This is a genomic window from Streptomyces ortus, from assembly GCF_026341275.1.
In the GTDB taxonomy this organism is placed as follows: domain Bacteria; phylum Actinomycetota; class Actinomycetes; order Streptomycetales; family Streptomycetaceae; genus Streptomyces; species Streptomyces ortus.
Genome location: NZ_JAIFZO010000001.1, coordinates 1 through 15,809 on the forward strand (window position 1 = coordinate 1; position 15,809 = coordinate 15,809).

17 protein-coding genes and 1 pseudogene are annotated in these 15,809 nt (G+C 68.3%); 10 read left to right on the top strand and 8 right to left on the bottom strand.

All coding sequences use genetic code 11. The annotated features are described in order from the left end of the window. Nucleotides 1-17 precede the first annotated feature (17 nt). Nucleotides 18-1,688, bottom strand: a complete 1,671-nt coding sequence (locus tag K3769_RS00005; protein WP_308216232.1) for an ISL3 family transposase — start codon at nucleotides 1,686-1,688, stop codon at nucleotides 18-20. A 65-nt stretch (nucleotides 1,689-1,753) separates the two neighbouring features. Here K3769_RS00005 and K3769_RS00010 point away from each other — a divergent pair, with 65 nt between their 5' ends. The 3 genes from K3769_RS00010 to K3769_RS00020 all read left to right on the top strand — a co-directional run bounded on the left by K3769_RS00010 (nucleotide 1,754) and on the right by K3769_RS00020 (nucleotide 3,150). Beyond that, on the top strand, nucleotides 1,754-2,332 hold the full coding sequence (locus tag K3769_RS00010) for a transposase (RefSeq protein ID WP_267024315.1): 579 nt from the start codon (nucleotides 1,754-1,756) through the stop codon (nucleotides 2,330-2,332). 39 nt (nucleotides 2,333-2,371) lie between these two features. Further along, nucleotides 2,372-2,548: a hypothetical protein gene (locus K3769_RS40815; protein WP_308216233.1), complete on the top strand. Its 177-nt coding sequence runs from the start codon at nucleotides 2,372-2,374 to the stop codon at nucleotides 2,546-2,548. Nucleotides 2,549-2,670: 122 nt separating this feature from the next. Beyond that, nucleotides 2,671-3,150, top strand: a complete 480-nt coding sequence (locus K3769_RS00020) for a Pycsar system effector family protein (RefSeq protein WP_267024316.1) — start codon at nucleotides 2,671-2,673, stop codon at nucleotides 3,148-3,150. Between the two features lie 272 nt (nucleotides 3,151-3,422). On the opposite strand, the gene K3769_RS00025 is transcribed toward K3769_RS00020, so the two are convergent. Together K3769_RS00025 and K3769_RS00030 are read right to left on the bottom strand one after the other, a co-directional pair. Next, nucleotides 3,423-3,929, bottom strand: a complete 507-nt coding sequence (locus tag K3769_RS00025) for a hypothetical protein (RefSeq protein WP_267024317.1) — start codon at nucleotides 3,927-3,929, stop codon at nucleotides 3,423-3,425. A gap of 154 nt (nucleotides 3,930-4,083) precedes the next feature. Continuing rightward, on the bottom strand, nucleotides 4,084-4,350 hold the full coding sequence (locus K3769_RS00030; RefSeq protein ID WP_267024318.1) for a hypothetical protein: 267 nt from the start codon (nucleotides 4,348-4,350) through the stop codon (nucleotides 4,084-4,086). Nucleotides 4,351-4,695: 345 nt separating this feature from the next. Between K3769_RS00030 and K3769_RS00035 the strand changes: the two genes are divergently transcribed. From K3769_RS00035 to K3769_RS00050, 3 genes are all read left to right on the top strand, one after another. Then, the gene (locus K3769_RS00035) at nucleotides 4,696-4,860 is read left to right on the top strand and encodes a hypothetical protein (protein WP_267024319.1); all 165 of its coding nucleotides are present in this window, start codon (nucleotides 4,696-4,698) and stop codon (nucleotides 4,858-4,860) included. A gap of 25 nt (nucleotides 4,861-4,885) precedes the next feature. After that, entirely contained in the window at nucleotides 4,886-6,403 is a 1,518-nt protein-coding gene (locus tag K3769_RS40820; protein WP_308216234.1) for an AAA family ATPase, read from the top strand. Nucleotides 6,404-6,492: 89 nt separating this feature from the next. Beyond that, on the top strand, nucleotides 6,493-7,011 hold the full coding sequence (locus tag K3769_RS00050) for a hypothetical protein (protein WP_267024320.1): 519 nt from the start codon (nucleotides 6,493-6,495) through the stop codon (nucleotides 7,009-7,011). Nucleotides 7,012-7,892: 881 nt separating this feature from the next. On the opposite strand, the pseudogene K3769_RS00055 reads toward K3769_RS00050, so the two are convergent. Both K3769_RS00055 and K3769_RS00060 read right to left on the bottom strand, forming a co-directional pair. Then, a pseudogene (locus K3769_RS00055) lies at nucleotides 7,893-8,096 on the bottom strand (ATP-binding protein); the annotation flags it as partial. Nucleotides 8,097-8,125: 29 nt separating this feature from the next. Continuing rightward, nucleotides 8,126-9,580, bottom strand: coding sequence for a serine hydrolase domain-containing protein (locus K3769_RS00060; RefSeq protein WP_267024321.1), 1,455 nt, complete (start codon nucleotides 9,578-9,580; stop codon nucleotides 8,126-8,128). A gap of 134 nt (nucleotides 9,581-9,714) precedes the next feature. On the opposite strand from K3769_RS00060, the gene K3769_RS00065 reads away from it, so the two are divergent. Both K3769_RS00065 and K3769_RS00070 read left to right on the top strand, forming a co-directional pair. Continuing rightward, entirely contained in the window at nucleotides 9,715-10,440 is a 726-nt protein-coding gene (locus K3769_RS00065; RefSeq protein WP_267024322.1) for a TetR/AcrR family transcriptional regulator, read from the top strand. Nucleotides 10,441-10,569: 129 nt separating this feature from the next. Next, nucleotides 10,570-11,118: a DUF4262 domain-containing protein gene (locus tag K3769_RS00070; RefSeq protein ID WP_267024323.1), complete on the top strand. Its 549-nt coding sequence runs from the start codon at nucleotides 10,570-10,572 to the stop codon at nucleotides 11,116-11,118. A 44-nt stretch (nucleotides 11,119-11,162) separates the two neighbouring features. Here the strand turns inward: K3769_RS00070 and K3769_RS00075 are convergent, their stop codons facing one another. Together K3769_RS00075 and K3769_RS00080 are read right to left on the bottom strand one after the other, a co-directional pair. Continuing rightward, nucleotides 11,163-11,804: a transposase gene (locus K3769_RS00075; RefSeq protein WP_267024324.1), complete on the bottom strand. Its 642-nt coding sequence runs from the start codon at nucleotides 11,802-11,804 to the stop codon at nucleotides 11,163-11,165. Nucleotides 11,805-12,011: 207 nt separating this feature from the next. Continuing rightward, the gene (locus tag K3769_RS00080) at nucleotides 12,012-12,701 is read right to left on the bottom strand and encodes an ISL3 family transposase (protein ID WP_308216235.1); all 690 of its coding nucleotides are present in this window, start codon (nucleotides 12,699-12,701) and stop codon (nucleotides 12,012-12,014) included. A 90-nt stretch (nucleotides 12,702-12,791) separates the two neighbouring features. Here K3769_RS00080 and K3769_RS00085 point away from each other — a divergent pair. Further along, nucleotides 12,792-13,984 (top strand): IS3 family transposase gene (locus tag K3769_RS00085; RefSeq protein WP_372514834.1). Its coding sequence is split into 2 segments (ribosomal slippage): nucleotides 12,792-13,053 and nucleotides 13,053-13,984, totalling 1,194 coding nucleotides; the frame shifts between segments, so codons are not numbered across the junction. Between the two features lie 332 nt (nucleotides 13,985-14,316). Here K3769_RS00085 and K3769_RS00090 read toward each other — a convergent pair. After that, nucleotides 14,317-14,973 (bottom strand): HNH endonuclease family protein, encoded by a 657-nt coding sequence (locus tag K3769_RS00090; RefSeq protein ID WP_267024326.1) that lies wholly within the window; start codon nucleotides 14,971-14,973, stop codon nucleotides 14,317-14,319. Between the two features lie 456 nt (nucleotides 14,974-15,429). Here K3769_RS00090 and K3769_RS00095 point away from each other — a divergent pair. Next, nucleotides 15,430-15,809: hypothetical protein (locus K3769_RS00095; RefSeq protein ID WP_267024327.1), on the top strand; the 380-nt coding region annotated here is incomplete at its 3' end.

The window sequence follows — 15,809 nt, forward strand, 5'->3', positions numbered from 1 at the left end:
GGTCAGGTCAGGTCAGGTCAGGTCATGAGGAGTATCCGTTTGCGGAGCAGGTCGAGGTTGGCTCGGCCGTAGCCCTTCCGCTTGATCAGTTTGACGCGTGTCATGTGGCCCTCGACCTGGCCTGAGCTCCAGGAGGTGGAAAAGGCCGCGGTGACGGCGTCGATGTCGCGGCGCAGGCCGTTGACGAGGGAGTGCAGAGCGGGCAGGTCGTCCGTGAGGACCCGGTCCAGCCAGGCGGGCAGGAGGTCACTGCGGTGATCGCGCATCATGGTGGCGAAGTCGCGGACGTGGCGTGAGGCGGCGTCGAGTTCGGGGCAGACGGTCCGGATCTCCTTGAGCTCGGCCGCGTCGGTCTCGGCGAGGTGCTCGGGGTTCGTCATGATCCAGCGGACGACCCGGCGGGGCTTCGGCGCCGACCGGGGTTCTGGAGGAGGTCCTGGTGGATCCTTGAGGAGGGTGCTGTGGGGCTTCTTGAACGGGCGGAAGTAGCGCCGGACGCACTGGATGCCGCCGGTGAAGCCCTGCTCGCGCAGTTCGCGGTGGAGCTGGGGAATGCTGTGGCAGCCCTCGGTCCACCGCTGGTGCACGTAGGGCTTGAAATCGTCCAGAAGAGTCGCCCGGTTGGTGGCCTTGACCAGGAGTTCATCGAGACTGCGGGCACGGGCGAAGCGGCGCACGGTGGAGTGGTCGAGCCGCAGCTCACGGCGGATCGCGGCCAGAGCCTTGCCCTCGGTCAGCCGCTGCTGCACCGCCTCGTAGCGTTCGGTGGTGCGGGCCACCAGGCGCCGCGGGCGGCCCGCGAAGTCGAGCGTCCCGTCCGGCGGAACGAACGGGACGCTCTCCGCGGTGGACGGCTCCTTGGCGACCAGGTCCCCGGCGGAGTCCATCTTGGTGGCCAGGGGTGTCGCGAACGCGGCCCGGATGCAGCCGTGGTGGGCGCCGACCGTCTTCTCCAGGGACTCGGCGAGGTTCCGCCACAGATGCCACCCGTCCGCGATCTGCTTCGCCTGCGGGGCGCCGGTGCGGGCGCCCTCCGCGTAGGCGCCGGCCCGGTCCCGGCAAATGATCTCCACCTCGGGATGACCGCGCAGCCAGTCGGCCAGCGGTGCGGCGTCCCGGCCGGCCAGCACATCGAGCGGCCTGCGGGCCTCCAGGTCGACGAGGATGGTGGCGTACGAATCACCCTTGCGCAGCGCGAAATCGTCCACGCCCAGCACTCTGACCTGGACCGGAGGCGGCTCAGGGACAGCGCGAAGGAGATGCAGGAGCGTGTCCTTCTCGACGCGGATGCTCAACGCGCCGGCAAGCCGCGCCCCGGGACGGCCCGCCAGCGTCAGGGCGATCGAAGTGAGCACCGCTCGCAGCAGTGGCGTGTAGCGGGCGTGCGGGCTGGTCAGCCCCTCAATCTGCTCGGCGAATGTCACCGCCGGGCAACGGGAGTTGAGGCATTTGAAGCGCCGCACCATGAACTCGATCACGACGGGGGCCGCACCGATGGGTGCGTCAGCGAGGCGGCGCCGGTACCGCCCGTGCACCCGCCAGGCAGGCATCGCACAGGACGTACATCTCGCCGGGAGCGTCCGGCACGATGTACGAAACGTGACTGCCCCTGCCACCCGCTCGACGGACTCCACGACCACACCCGCTAAATGAGGCAGCAACCGCCCCAAATCCCCTGAACCGCACACCCTGTAAATGCCCAGTTCAGCCGGACAGCATCACAAGATCGCCGACAGAGCCCGGAATCACTCTGGTGGGACCGGTCCGGAAGAAGCGCACCCGCCAGTCACGCAAGGGCAACGTGTTCGACCGCGACGCCTTCACCATCGACTGGGAACGACAACAGGTCGTCTGCCCGCAGGGCAAGCTGAGCCGGGAGTGGTCGACGCCGCTGTCGATCGCCCCCTATACCCGGGTCAGGTTCGCCAAGGAGGACTGCGGCCCGTGCCTGGTCAAGTCCAGCTGCACCCGCGGGGACCGACGGCAGCTGAACTTCCTGCCCAAGCAGCTCTACGAACGGCAGGCTGCCGCGCGAGCCGCCCAGCAGACCACTCCCTGGAAGGCGAACTACGCGATGCGCGCCGGCGTCGAGAGCACCGTCAACGAGTTCGTCAACGGCCACGGCATGCGACAAACCCGCTACCGGAGTCAGACCAAGACCCACGTCCAGCACGTCCTCACTGCTATCGCCGTCAACATCGAACGCGTCAACGCGGAACTTGCTACACCAACGGCTGAACGCCGACCTCGGACACCCACTGCCCTCCAGAACTTCCTGGACTGGCAACACATCCCACGGCCGACCGCATGGCGTACCGCAGGGAAATCCTGACCTCCAAGATCCCCAACAGCGTCACTCACTCACACCGCCGTGCTCCTGACGGCCGCCATCGCCCTCACGCTTGGCACGGCCGCGGCCGTCCTGCGGGCCGGCTGCTGGCAGCTGTACGCCGACCGGCACCGCATCCACGTGACACCTCGCGCCCGCCGTTCCTGCCCGCGCTGCCACGGCGCGGACGGCTGGTGGGTCGCTGGCCCGGATCCGTAGATGGAGGCGTGCCCCTGCTGGTCGCAGCGGCGCGAACTGCGTATCCCGCTCCTGCCGCTGCCTGGACTGCCGGCCGAAGCCCCTTTCTGACCACACCACTCATCTGCTTGAGGAGAGCCGTCATGGCCCTGCCCGCCCTGATCGTCCCGGACCACTCCAGCACCCGCACCGACCACAACCTGGACGCAGCCTGCGCCCACGTCAGCGGGGAGATCGCCCGCACGGACGGAAAATCCAGCCTGCTGCTTGCGTTCACCGGCGCCGTCCTGGCTGGCCTTGCTTCCCTCGTCGGTCAGCCACTGCCCGTCTTCTCTCTGGCCTGCGTGACGACAGCGGTCCTGGCGCTGATGGCGGCCTCCGTGCTGCTGCTGATGGTTGTGCGCCCGCGGTTACGCGGTGGCGGCCGCGAGTCGTTCCCGGCCTGGGCGCGGATGAGCGAAGCGGAGATCCGTGAGGCGCTGCACGGCGACGTCCGCGCCGCCCGCATCCAGATCCTGTCCCGGATCGCCGTGCGCAAGTTCGGGCACCTGCAGTGGGCGGTCGACCTGATCCTCCTGGCCCTCGCGATGTTCCTGCTGGCCGTGATCGGCGCCCTGGTCTGACGGCCCTGCGTCCCGACCCGCACCCCCGCCGACCTTCTGGCAGCCGGCGCGGGGGCGGGCGCAGGACCGGACAGCCCGACCTGAGCACAACCTGCCCGGACAACCGATGCCCGACACCCTGCGCACCACGGCCCCCCGGTACGAGCCGGACTCCCCACTGGCTTACCTGATGGAGATCGCCGCCGCCGCGGTCGGCGAAGCGTCCGCGGCGGCGGCGATCTCCATCAAGCGGTTGCAGGGCCGTGGTGCCCGGAATGGGGCAGGTTGGTGGTCTACCACCAACCAGTGCAGGCGATGTTGCTGTCGGTGCCGAGGCTGGTCACCTGCGCGCAGACACGGAAGGCTCGGCTCGCCGAGCTGCTGGTCGGGTAGGCCGCCGTCGTGAGCCTGGCGCCGGCTGAGAACGTGGTGAACGGACCACATTGGATCCATGAAGCCCCGCTGTTGTTGGTGACATCCATCCAGACCAGTCCCCTGGCCGTGGGGCTCCAGTTGCCGCCACTTCCGGTGGTCAGGACGCCCCACGCCATCTGTCGGCCTCCGACATTGCCGGCCTGCATCGCGTACGAGGCGACGGCGTGGGGATTGTCGATCACCACCGCCCCTGCTCCCGCCACACCCTGACCGCTGAGACTGTCCGGGATGTCGGTGAAACCGTTCGCACCCCCCGTGCAGTCCGATGGCGCCGCCTGAGCCGTACCGGAAGAGCCGGCCACGAGCCCTGCCCCGAGCACGAGCGCAGCCGCCCCCACGCTGAAGATCCGCCGAATGCTGTGCACGTCTTCTCCCTGGTCTACGTGCTGATAGTTCCCGCAGATCGACTCTCTGCCGTAACGCCCGCCTGCTGCGACCTTCGCCGTGCCGACATCGTGTGTGGGGCAGGCTGCGGCAGGCCTGCCCCACAGAGCTACCGCCTCACCGTGCAGGCGCCGCTCAGCTGCCGTTGTCGTATGCGAAGTAGTAGCCGGAGGACGCGTAGTAGGCGCACGTCTTGGTGATGGTGTAGTAGCGCCGGAACTCGCTCTGAACGGTCACGCAGGTTGCATAGTCGCTGAACGGCCCCTGCCACTGCACGCTCTGGACAGCAGCGCTCTCCGTGCGGTTCGTCTGTTCGCCAGCCTGTGCGGTCGCAGCGGCACCGGTGACAGCGCCGACGGCAAGCGTCAGCGCTGCTGCTGTCTGCATGAACTTCTTGAACATTGGTCTCTCCCGAGTCATCAAAAGTCGCGATGCCGGCCCGCTGCGGACCGGAGGTGAGCCCATCCTGTGCTCGATTCGGTGGCAGGGGCAAAACTTTTCGGTCCACACCGAAAAGCATCACCCCTGCCCTGGTGAGAGCTACACACAGGTTCCGGTCCTACCGCTTGGGCTGCCTTCTCGAGCGTGACGCAGGCGGCGAATGAATGGATCCGCGACCTATCCGAAGGGAAAACCTGCAGTTGCCGGTTCGACCGGCGCCGGCCGCGCCTGTAGTGCTGACGGCGGCTGCCCTCACGGCCGCCGCACCGTCGCATCTCTTCGCCCTCACCACCGAAGGACTTCCTCATGGGCTTCATCGCCGACAAGACCGTCGAACTTCGGGCCGCCGTGCAGAGCGGCGACAGCGACCGCGCCGCGCAGGTCCTCACGGAGACCGTCTTGGAGAACGACCAGCCATTCGAGACGACGCTCGCCGACATGACCGCCACCGACCGCCGCCAGCAGAGCTGACGAGATGAGAGGACATTCGCCGACCATGACCACGGTCACCACCCCGTCCGTCGACGCGAACCTGGACGCCGGCCGCGCCGCGGTCGCCGGTGAGATCGTCCGCACCGACGGCAAGTCATCCCTGCTTCTGGCCTTCACCGGCGAGGTCCTGGTCGGTCTGGCCTCCCCCGCCGACCACGATCTGCCACCGGCCACCCGGCTGTGCGGTGCGCTCGCTGCTCTCGCCCTGGCTGCCGCCTCCGTGCTGCTGCTTATCGTCGTTCGCCCCCGCTTACGCGGTGATGCGCGCGGCTCCTTCACACACTGGGCACGCCTGGATGAGGACGGCATCCGCGCCTGCATGCACGACGACCACTGGGCCGCCCACATTCGGACCCTGTCCACCATCGCGGTGCGCAAGTTCGGGCACCTGCAGCGCGCGGTCGACCTGATCCTCGGCGCCCTGGCCCTGCTTCGTCCCGGCCGCGGCCGGCGCCCTGGTCTGACGGCCCTGCGTCCCGCCCCGCACCCCCGCCGACGTTCTGGCGGCCGGTGCGGGGCCGGGCACAGGACCGGACAGCCCGGCCCGCCTCCCACGACAGAGGACGTGAGTATGAACCCTTTGATGTTGCCCGACCTGCCGGACGCTGCACTGATCGGCGCGTCCGGCGCTGGAAAGTCGACCCTGGCCGCCACCTGGCCCGCCTCGCAGGTCCTGTCCTCGGACACCCTGCGCGGCCAGGGCAGTGATGATTGCGGCTGCCAGGACCAGGACGTCACCGACGACGCGTTCGACGTGCTGCACCTGCTGCTGGAACACCGCATGGCGCGCGGGCTGAACACGATCGTGGACGCCACGAACGTCACCCGCGCTTCCCGGGCCCCGCTGCTGGCCGCAGCCAAGCGCCACCACATGCCCGCCGTCGCGATCCTGGTCGACACCCCGGCATCGGTGTGCGTCGACCGCCAGGGCCCGCGCCCCGCTGCTGCGCGGGTGCCGGACGAGGTGGTGGTGCGCCAGCACAAGGAGATGGTGCGCTCCCACCCGGATCTGATCGGTGAGGGCTTCACGCAGGTCGACTTCGCCGACCGCCTCTACCGGCTTGAGCCGCACCTCAAGCACCTGAGCGAGACCCGCACCGCGGGCCTCGGTCTGGACGGTGGCGAGGGCCTGGGGGACCTGCTGCTGGCCCGCCGGTTCTTCGGCCCCGAGATCCTGCCGCTGTGGCAGTGGAAGCCCGGCTCGGACCTCGCCGGCGGGGACCGCGTCGCGCAGATCCGCCTCGGTCAGCAGTACCTGACCCTCGCTCTGCGCACCGACGTCGACGGCGCAGGGGACTACGGTTTCGACGTGCTGCTGCCGTGCCCGCACGACGACGAATGCACCGGCTGGGCCTGGGTCCCCGTCTACAGCATCACCTGCCTGTACCGGGCACTCACCGGCGATCTCGACGACAGCGAGGACATCGTCTGCACCGTGCACTGCCCGGCCGACGACACGGGCCAGGACGCGGACGAGCACGCCCAGCAGGCGCTGCAAGAGGTCGGCGCGAGCCTTCGGTGACCCGGGCCGGACGTGCACGACATCCCCAACTACGGCACGCCCGCCCCAAGCCTCACTCACCCGTACATGACGAGAAGGAGTGATCCATTATGGATCCCGAGCTGCACGTCCCGGACCAGCGCCCCTACGACGCGGACTCGCCGCTGGCCCACCTGATGGAGATCGTTGCAGCGGCTGTCGACGAGGTGCCCGAGGAAGTGGAGCGGGACGCAGCCGAGACGACGGCCGCGCATCTGGTCTTCGACGCCTACCCGTACACGCTCGGGCAGGTCGTCGATCCGGACACCTGGCAGGGCTACCCGGCGGTACGCCGTTTTGAGGCAGCGGCGGTGGCGCCCTTGGGCGGTGGTCTGTGGCTGCATCACACGTTGCGTATCTCGGAGGCTGACGGGGCCAGCGCCCTGTTGACGCTGATCACCCCGTGCACCTGCGGGCGCGGCTACACCGGCATCGTCCTCGACACCGAAGAGGTCCTCATTGAGATGCTCGCGGAGATCCGGCCCACCTATGGCCGGTCCCTGCACGACAGCAGCCTCCCGGACTGCCACAGCGTCCAGGCGCCTCCCGCGCTGGGGGGAGGGACCCGGGGCGGCCGCAGCATCGGCTAAGAGGCAGGCCGGCCGCCCCGGACACTTCCGGTCCCCGTCACAGGACTGAAGCACCTTCCAGCATGCCCGACCCTCCGGCCGGGCCCCAACCAAATGATCAAAAGCAAGAGGCGCACCCCCTGTGCCGTGCAAAGCCCGGGGTGCGCCTCTTTCGTACCCGCCCCAGCAAGGGGCGAGATATGGAGACCATCATGCCCGCCTCCGCAGCTTCACGGCTGCCGACACGTACATTCGCTCTCGCTGCGGCCGTCGTGCCGCTGGCCCTGGCCGCCGTCGCGGACGACGTCCGCACGCGGAAACACCCAGTTCAAGAGGCCAGGCGGTGCAGCGTCCCTATGTCAGGCCTCCTGCCGCCTGGCGTGCTCGACGCTCAGTGCGAAGGCCGGCATCTGAAGTCCGGCGTCACGGGTGAGCAGGCCACGGTAACGACGGTGCCGCGGTCGTCGCAGGCGGCCGCCGAGCGGGCACCGCTTTGTGCCACGGCCAGCGGATCGCGCCAGGTGAGGGCGGAGGTTTCGTGGACGCCGTCCACAGTGGGGCTCTCCGCGTCACCGGCGCGGGCGCCGAAGGCGCCGCCAGCTGCGGTGATAGCCGGGCCAGTTCGACCTCATACTTCAACAGCCCGCCTAGGGCCGAGCCTGATGGGAATGGGAGCACCGCGTCGATCAACGCCTGCGGAAAACTTGGAAGAGCCTCGAGCTAGACCCGTTGGACTACGTTGTCGGTTAGCGTCAGGGGCCCACCGATCAGTTCGGTATGGATTTTTCCCGACTGCGCTGCCGGGCCAGGATCAGAGAAATTTCAGCCCTCTGCCGAACCACGGTCTTCCAGCGACTCGAAGACGACTGATCGTGCACCGGCCGCCGAGTCGACGCGGCCTGTCAGGCCACGTCTGTGTCCCGTTCGATGGCCTGGAGCCGGTTTTTGAGCCGGTAGCTGGGTCCGTTGATGGAGATCACGTCGCAGTGGTGGAGAAGGCGGTCGAGGATGGCGGTGGCGAGGACCTCGTCACCGAACACCTGTCCCCACTCGCTGAAGGTCTTGTTCGAGGTCAGGATGATCGAGCCCTTTTCGTACCGCTTTGAGAAACCGGGCTTCGCGCGGCGCAGTCGTATTACGCGGTCTTGGGGCCGCAGCGCATGCCGATGTAGACGCAGCCCGTGCCGTCCTGCAGCGTGGAGAAGACTACGGGCATGTAGTCCTCGCTGAACGCCGCGCCCACCCCCGTACCGGCGAAGACCGTCTCCGTCACCGGCACCAAATCGATCTCCAGGGGTTCGGAGAAGTCCTTCATGCCGTCGACGAACTCGTACACCGCGTGCCCCACGCCGTCCTGCTCGGTCACGGTGATGACCACGCCCTCGCGCCGGTACGTGCCGACGAGCGGCGCGAAGTTGACCACGGGCGGCTGGGCCGGCGAGGCGAAGGGCTCTGGCATCGTCACCCCGGCCAGCTCGGCGAGGAGTTCCCGGTAGAGCGCCGCGTACAGCTCACGCGCACCGCCGCCGTTGGTGAGCAACGCGACCGCGACGCCCGCTGACGGCACGACGCGCAGGTAGCCGTACTGCCCGATGGAGGCGCCGTCGTGGCCGTAGCCCTGAACGCCGTTCCAGTCGTACAGGGTCCAGCCCAGGCCCCACCCGTCCGCGCTGACGGTCCACTTGTCGGGGGAGTCGACCACCCGGCGCTGCATCAGCGCGACGGTCTCCTCGGAGAGCAGGCGTGTGCCGTCCTGCGCCACACCGCCGTTGAGGTGCATCCGCGCCAGCCGCGCGACGTCTCCGGCCGTGGCGATGACCCTGCCGTACGGGCCCGCGGAGCGCGGCATCAGGTCCCAGGAGGGTGCCGGGTCCGGGTCCTGGCCCGCCTCGCCCAGGTGCCCCATCGCCGCTCGGAACCGCAGCGCCTCTTCGGGCAGCGTCATGGTGTGCGTGACGCCGAGCGGGGCCAGGAGCAGGTCCTTCAGCGCCTCGTCCCACACCTTGCCGGTCACCACCTCGACCATCCGGCCGAGCACGTTGTAGCCGACGCTGCTGTACGAGATCGCGGTGCCGGGCGGGCAGTCGAGTGCCACGTCCTTCGCGGCCTCGACGTACTTGGCGAGGCAGTCGTCACCGCGCCCGCTGTCGTGGGTGAAGTCGCAGGTGAGGCCGCTGGTGTGGCTGAGCAGTTGGCGCGTGGTGATCGCCCTGGTCGCCTCGGGGTCGGCGACCGAGAACTCCGGCAGTACGTTCACGACCGGTGCGTCCAGGTCCAGTTGACCTGATTCGGCGAGCCGCATGATCAGGGTGGCGGTGTATACCTTCGCTATCGAGCCCATCTGGAAGACCGAGTCGGTCGTCGCCTCCACGCCCGTTCCGCGGTGCAGTACGCCGCTGGCCAGCTCGTGGACGGGCCCGCCGACGAGGACCGCCAGCGACGCGGCCGGAACGTGGTGCTTGGCGCGCAGCTCGTCGAGGCGGGCCTGCCAGTGGGCGAGGTCCAGCTTCCGGCCCGCCGAGTTCCGGGTCCCCCACTCGCCGTTGGCGTCCCAGTTGCCCTGCTCGTCCCAGCTCACGTTCTTCGACATGCCTGCTCCTACCCCATGCGTACAGCGTTCTTCATTGCGAACACTGTACGCATCGGAGAACGTCGTACGCAAGATGCGTACAGCGTGCGCTACCGTGGGGGAGGAACAGCGGGACGAGCAGGGGTGAGGGCCGTATGCCAGCCGACGAGAAGCCGACCGCATCGGTGTGGACCCGTCCGCGCCGCACGCAGCGGGAGCAGCTGACCCGCGAGCAGATCGTGGCCGCGGCGATCGAGCTGTTGGACGCGGAGGGCATCGAGGCGCTCAGCATGCGCAAGCTCGGCACCCGTCTGGACGCTGCGGCCACGTCCCTCTACCGGCACGTGGCCAACAAGGACGAGCTGATCGAGCTGGTCGTGGACGACGTCTACGGAGAGCTGGAGGTACCGGCCGTCGCGGGCCGCACCCAGTGGCGCGCGGCCGTCACCCGCACCGCCACCGGTCTGCGGGCGATGAGCCTGCGCCACCCCTGGATCGCCCCTGAGCTCGGCCAGGTCGGCCTCGTCCACATCGGCCCTAACGCCATGCGGATGGCATCGGGGCTGCTCGCGCAGTTCGAGGCGGCGGGCTTCCCCACGGACGAGAGTAAACAGGCCGCGGGGACGCTCACGGCATACGTCATCGGGATCGCGACCTCCGAGGCCGCGTACCTCTCGCTGATCGCACGCAGCGGCAAGACCGAGCAGGAATGGGTGGCGGGCCTGCGCCCGGCCTTCGACGAAGCCGCGCAGCAACACCCGCGGCTGCGCGAGGGAAGCTCCGCCCAGCAGGATGTGCACCCGCAGCAGATCCGCGACGACGACTTCGCGTACGGGCTCGACAGGGTCCTCGACGGCCTGACGGCCCGGCTCGACGCCTGAGTGACGTCAGGTTTCGGTTCTGGCACAGATCTTGGGGAGCCGTCGCCGAGGGTGACAGTGCCGTTCGGTTGAAGGGATGGTCGCGAGTCCGACTGTCCGGCCCAAACGCTCACCTCGTAGCCTCCGCGTATGACTGCTGATCCGTTCCAGTGCCGCTGCGTCCTTTGCCATCACTACGGCGACCGAGACGAAGCGGACCGCATGGATCTGACGATCATCGAGAATGTGCAACAGCAGGGATGGCACGTCGTCATGGTTCCCGAGGACGACATCGGTCCTGGATTCGCCTACACGATCGGCCTCGCACACACTCACGGCGCTTCTGAGCTCGCCGTGTTCGGACTCGACATCCACGCCATGCACCGCATGCTCAACAGCATCGGAGAGAAGTCCGCCGCGGGCGCTGTACTGGCTGAGGGCCAGAGGCTCCCTGGCGTTGTCGACGGTCACCACGTCGCGCTCAGGGACGTTGACCTCCGCTGGTACCGGACCTTCTTCGGGCGGGCCATCGGGTTCTACCGGCGACCTCCTTCTCCTGTGCTGCAAGTCACGTGGCCCGACGCGGATAACCGTTTTCACTGGGAGGAACAGGCCGAGGAACGGCATCGGCAGTCGCAGCCTCAGTTGTGGCAGCCGCCGGGTGAGCACCCTGCCGGGATCTGGACGACCGAACTCTGACCTTTCACGGGCCGACCAGCGACAGACCACTGCCGTCGCGCAAGCTACTGCAGCAAGATCATTTTGCGGAGCAGTTCGAATCCGGCTCGGCCGTAGAGCTGCCTTTTGATCTTCTTGATGCGGTTCACGGCACCCTCGAGGCTGCCCGAGTTCCAGTTCAGGCTCAGCCCGGCTGTCACGGCATCGAAGTCTCGGCGCAGGTGAAGTGCGAAGCCGGTGAGACCGGGTAACTGGCTGGCGTCGACTGCGTCGATCCAGGTGGGGAGTGTCGAGCCGAGGCGGTCGGTGAGTATCTCACCGAAGGCGCGGACATGTCCGGCGGCCTTGTCCAGTTCGGGGCAGCGGGCCAGGACATCCTTCAGACCGGCCCGGTCTTCCTCGGTCAGGGCCGTGGGGTGCCGGGTGAGCCAGCCGGTGACCTGCCGCACCGATGGCGGCCGCGGCGCCGTGCCGGCCGGAGCCCTGCGGAGGGTCGCGATGTGGGCGCGGACCATCTGGTAGGTGACGGGCGCGTTGGCGGCCGTGAGTTCGCCGTGCAGTCGGGTGACGCTGGTGCATCCCTCGGCGAATCGCCGCTCCAGGTAGGGCTTGTAAGGGTCCGCCTGCTGGACCGGGGCCGGTTCTCGCGGAAGGTGTCCTGCCAGCGTGCGGCGTTCGCGTACCGGAGCACGGTGTTGAGACCCCACCCCATGTGCCGGGCAATCGCCCGACGTGAGTGGCCTTGGGCAAGGAACTCGTGGACCAGGGCATGTGCTGCCTTCTTCCGCTCTGCCCGCCGGCCGACGGGCGCCGAGTCGTCCTGCGGCCGACCGGAGGCGGAACGGGTCGCGCCTGGCAGCGTGCCGGTGGGCGACGGGCCGCGCAGGCACTCGCGGTGGGCGGCGATGCAGGTCTCAACGGCTCGGCCGAGGCCCTGCCACAGATGGAACCGGTCGGCGACCTGCAGAGCGTCGGGGGGCACCGCGGCGGGCGCCTTCGGCGTACGCGCCAGCTCGGTCCCGGCAGATGATCTCCACGCCTGGGTGCTCGATTAGCCAGGCGGCCAGGGGCCCTGCTTCGCGGGTCGGGAGTACATCGACCACGCGATGGTCTTCGACGCTGGTCAAAACGGTGGAGTAGGTCTGGCCGCGACGGATTGCGAAGTCGTCCACGCCCAGTACCCGTGGTGTGCTGAACTGCGGATCGGGCAATGCCATGACCCTGCGTAACAAGGTCATCCGTCCCGCGCCGAAGCCCAGCTGGGCAGCCAGCCGAGCTCCAGCCCGCCCGGCCAGCGCGAGCCCTACTCGCTCCAGGGCGTGGTTAAGCCGGGTGGTGAACCGTGCATGCGGGGCAGCCAGCCGGGAGAACGGCTCGGCGAACGTCCGGCGCCGGCAGTCTGCCACTCCGCAGATGAAACGCCGGACCGTCAACCGGATCACGGCGCCCTGTTCAGCGAGGGGAAGGTCCTTCAGCCTGCGTTGGTAACGGTCGTGGACCCGGTCCGCGTAGCGGCCGCAGTCCGGACACGCCACCCCGGCCGCGCGGCCTGTTGCTACCACCTCGACCGTGCCGAACGCGACCGTAAGCGCCTCGACCTCCACCTCGTCGATCCCGGCGAATGAGCTGTACTGAGATTTGTGGAGTCCCCGATGCCAGGGTTACGGTCCTAGCGAAGGAGATCCACCAGCACCATGCCAGCACCCCGTAAATACCCCGATGAACTTCGCGAGCGGGCGGTCCGCGAGGTCCGCGCCACCGGCCGCCCGATCGCGCACGTCGCGAAGGACCTCGGCATCCACAAAGAGGCCCTGCGCGGCTGGGTCCGCCAGGCAGAGGCCGACAACGGCGAACGCGACGACCGGCTGACCACCGCCGAGCACGACGAGCTCAAACAACTCCGCAAAGAAGTAGCGGAGTTGAGGCGGGCCAACGAGATCCTCAAAGCCGCCTCGGTATTTTTTGTCCAGGAGATCGACCGTCCCCGGACGAGGCCGAGCAGGTGATCGACCATCTGCGTGCGAACGGTCTTGGGGTCGATCCCGTCTGCCGGGTGCTGGAGCTGTCGCCGTCGACATACTTCGCCCGCAAGAAGCGGCCGAAGTCGGCCCGCCGGCTCCGCGACGAACAGTTCATGCCGGTGATCGAGCAGGTCCACGCCGAGTCCGGCGGCACGTATGGGGCCCGCCGGATCACCCACGCGCTGCGGCGCAAGGGTATCGAGGTGGCCCGCTGCACCGTCGAGCGGCTCATGGCCGAACGCGGCCTGGAGGGAGTGATCCGTGGCCGGCGGCGCCGCACCACGATCCCGGAGCCGTCGGCGCCACGCCCGCCGGACCTGGTGGACCGCAACTTCACCGCGGCGCGGCCCGATCAGCTGTGGGTAGCTGACATGACGTATGTCCGTACGTGGTCGGGCTGGGCATATGTGGCGTTCGTGCTGGACGTGTGCTCACGGATGATCGTCGGCTGGCAGGTCGCCGACCACATGCGGACCGAACTGCCCCTGGATGCCCTGGAGATGGCGCTGTGGCGCCGGAGAATCAAGAAGGACTCCGGCCTCATTCACCACAGCGACAGGGGTGCCCAATATGTGTCGATTCGATACACTGACCGGCTCGCGGACATCGGCGCCTCCGCGTCGGTCGGTTCCGTCGCGGACTCGTACGACAATGCCATGGCCGAGGCGCTGAACGGCACTTTCAAGGCCGAGCTGATCGAGATGCAGGGCCCCTGGAAGGACCCCGCCCAGGTCGAACGGGCGATCTTCCAGTGGATCACTTGGTACAACGAAGAACGCCTGCACTCCGCGCTCGACTACGTGCCACCAGCCGAGTACGAACGCGACTTCTGGCAGAGCCAGGAACGAGTCCCGCAGTCCGCCTGAAACAAAATCACCGGACTCTACGAAACTCGGGGCAGCTCAATGCGCGCCTGCGCGTGGATCAGGACCGCAAGTCAGGCTGCGGTGATCCGCTGTACCGACTGGTTCTGACGCGGGCCGTTCCCCGCTGATTTTCGTGGTGTTGCCGGGATTCCCTTCCGGGATTCTCGGCATGCTTCTGTCTGGGGAGCCCCTGCTGCCGCTCGGCCTTGGGCCGGCTGCCGCGGCTTGCACGGTGAGGTTCTGATCCGGGCACCGTCTCACGGGGGGCAGACCGTCTGGCGGTGCCCGCCGCCTGCAGGGGGCGGGCCACGCCCGGCCAGCTGGGGGTACGGCTACGGCGCCGGGGTGTAGTCGACCGTCTCCTGTCCGCAGCCGGCGGCGAGTTCGGTGAGGGCGGCTCGTTCGCGGTCGTCGGCGGTCAGCTGCCAGCGCAGTTTGGTGGCGACCCAGTCGGTGGCGTAGGTGCAGCGGGGGTCGGCGAGCGGGGGCTGCCAGTCGGTGGGGTCCTGGTCGCTTTTGGAGCGGTTGGTGCGGGCGGTGACGGCGACCAGGCTGCGGTCGGCGTCGAGGTCGTTGGCGTAGGCCTCGCGCCGTGTCGGTGTCCATCCCGAGGCCCCGGAGTCCCAGGCTTCGGCGAGGGGGACCATGTGGTCGATGTCCAGGCCGCCCGGGGCGGTGAGGGTGACGCCGTCGTAGTAGGAGTACCACTCGCCCGCCACGACTTTGCAGCCTGCTTCGATGGTCGGTTCCACCCGGGATTCGGCGATCAGGACTTCCGCCCGGGTGTTGCAGGTGTCGCGGTCGGCGTCGACCCAGTGCTTGAAGCTGCTGCGCTGGTAGCCGCCGCGGGACTCGACCGCGGTGGGCAGGAGGTGGATGGCTTCGGCCAGTGGCAGCGTCTGCGCCCGCGCTCCATGCGTGGCGGCGGTTGCGGGGGAGAGCGGCAGGACCAGGAGGGCAGCCGCAACCGCTGCGATCTTCGAGAACATGAGCTCTTGCTACCGGCGCGCGGCCGAGACCCGCCGGGCCTTCGACCGGTTGTCATCCGGCAGAGTGCATTGGTCGTACCGCAGGCTGCGTCGGTGCGGACGGTGTGGCTGCGCCGTACGGGTGCAGGAAGGGGGCCGGTTGTGCGGCGTGTGGGAGGCGGGTGTCCGGTCCGTCGGCGCGGCACGACTTCTGCGCACGGTTCCCGGCCGCAGACGGAGGCCGCCCCCGGCAGTGAGCGGTGTCCGGGGCAGCGCTCACCGGCCGGCTAGTGTGATGCGCCAGAAATCCTGTTGATTAGTTCTGCTGTGTTTTTTGACCGGTAGTTCCGACTTTGGCGAGGTAGTCGACGAGGGAGTTGAGGATCTCGTCGGCTGTCTTGGTCCAGGTGAGGTGAGACGGCGGTCACCGACGTCCCGGCGCGTACGCCGCAGGATCCGAATGCGGATGCGGATGCGGTGCCGACCCTGCGCCCCTTCAAGTTGGGGAATTTTGAGTTCACCAATTTGAATCAGACGGATCGGTATGTGGACAAGGCGGTGCGGATCGTCGAGTTGCTGGATGAGCACGGGACGATCAGGAGTTTTGTCGGTGGCCGTCCGGTGCGGATCACGCTGCATGTGCGGACGACGGAGACGCCTGCGGATGTGCGTGATCTGGGTGCTGCGGGTGTGGAGATCAATCTGGCGAGTTACTACTTCGAGAAGTACGACATCGGTTACATCATGGGGATGCTGTCCCATGAGATCGGTCTGCACCCTCTTGCCTCGGCGAATTCGAAGATTCCTGAGGAGGAGGAGCTGTATCAGGGCATGCCTCTAATGGTGCCGGGGCTGGA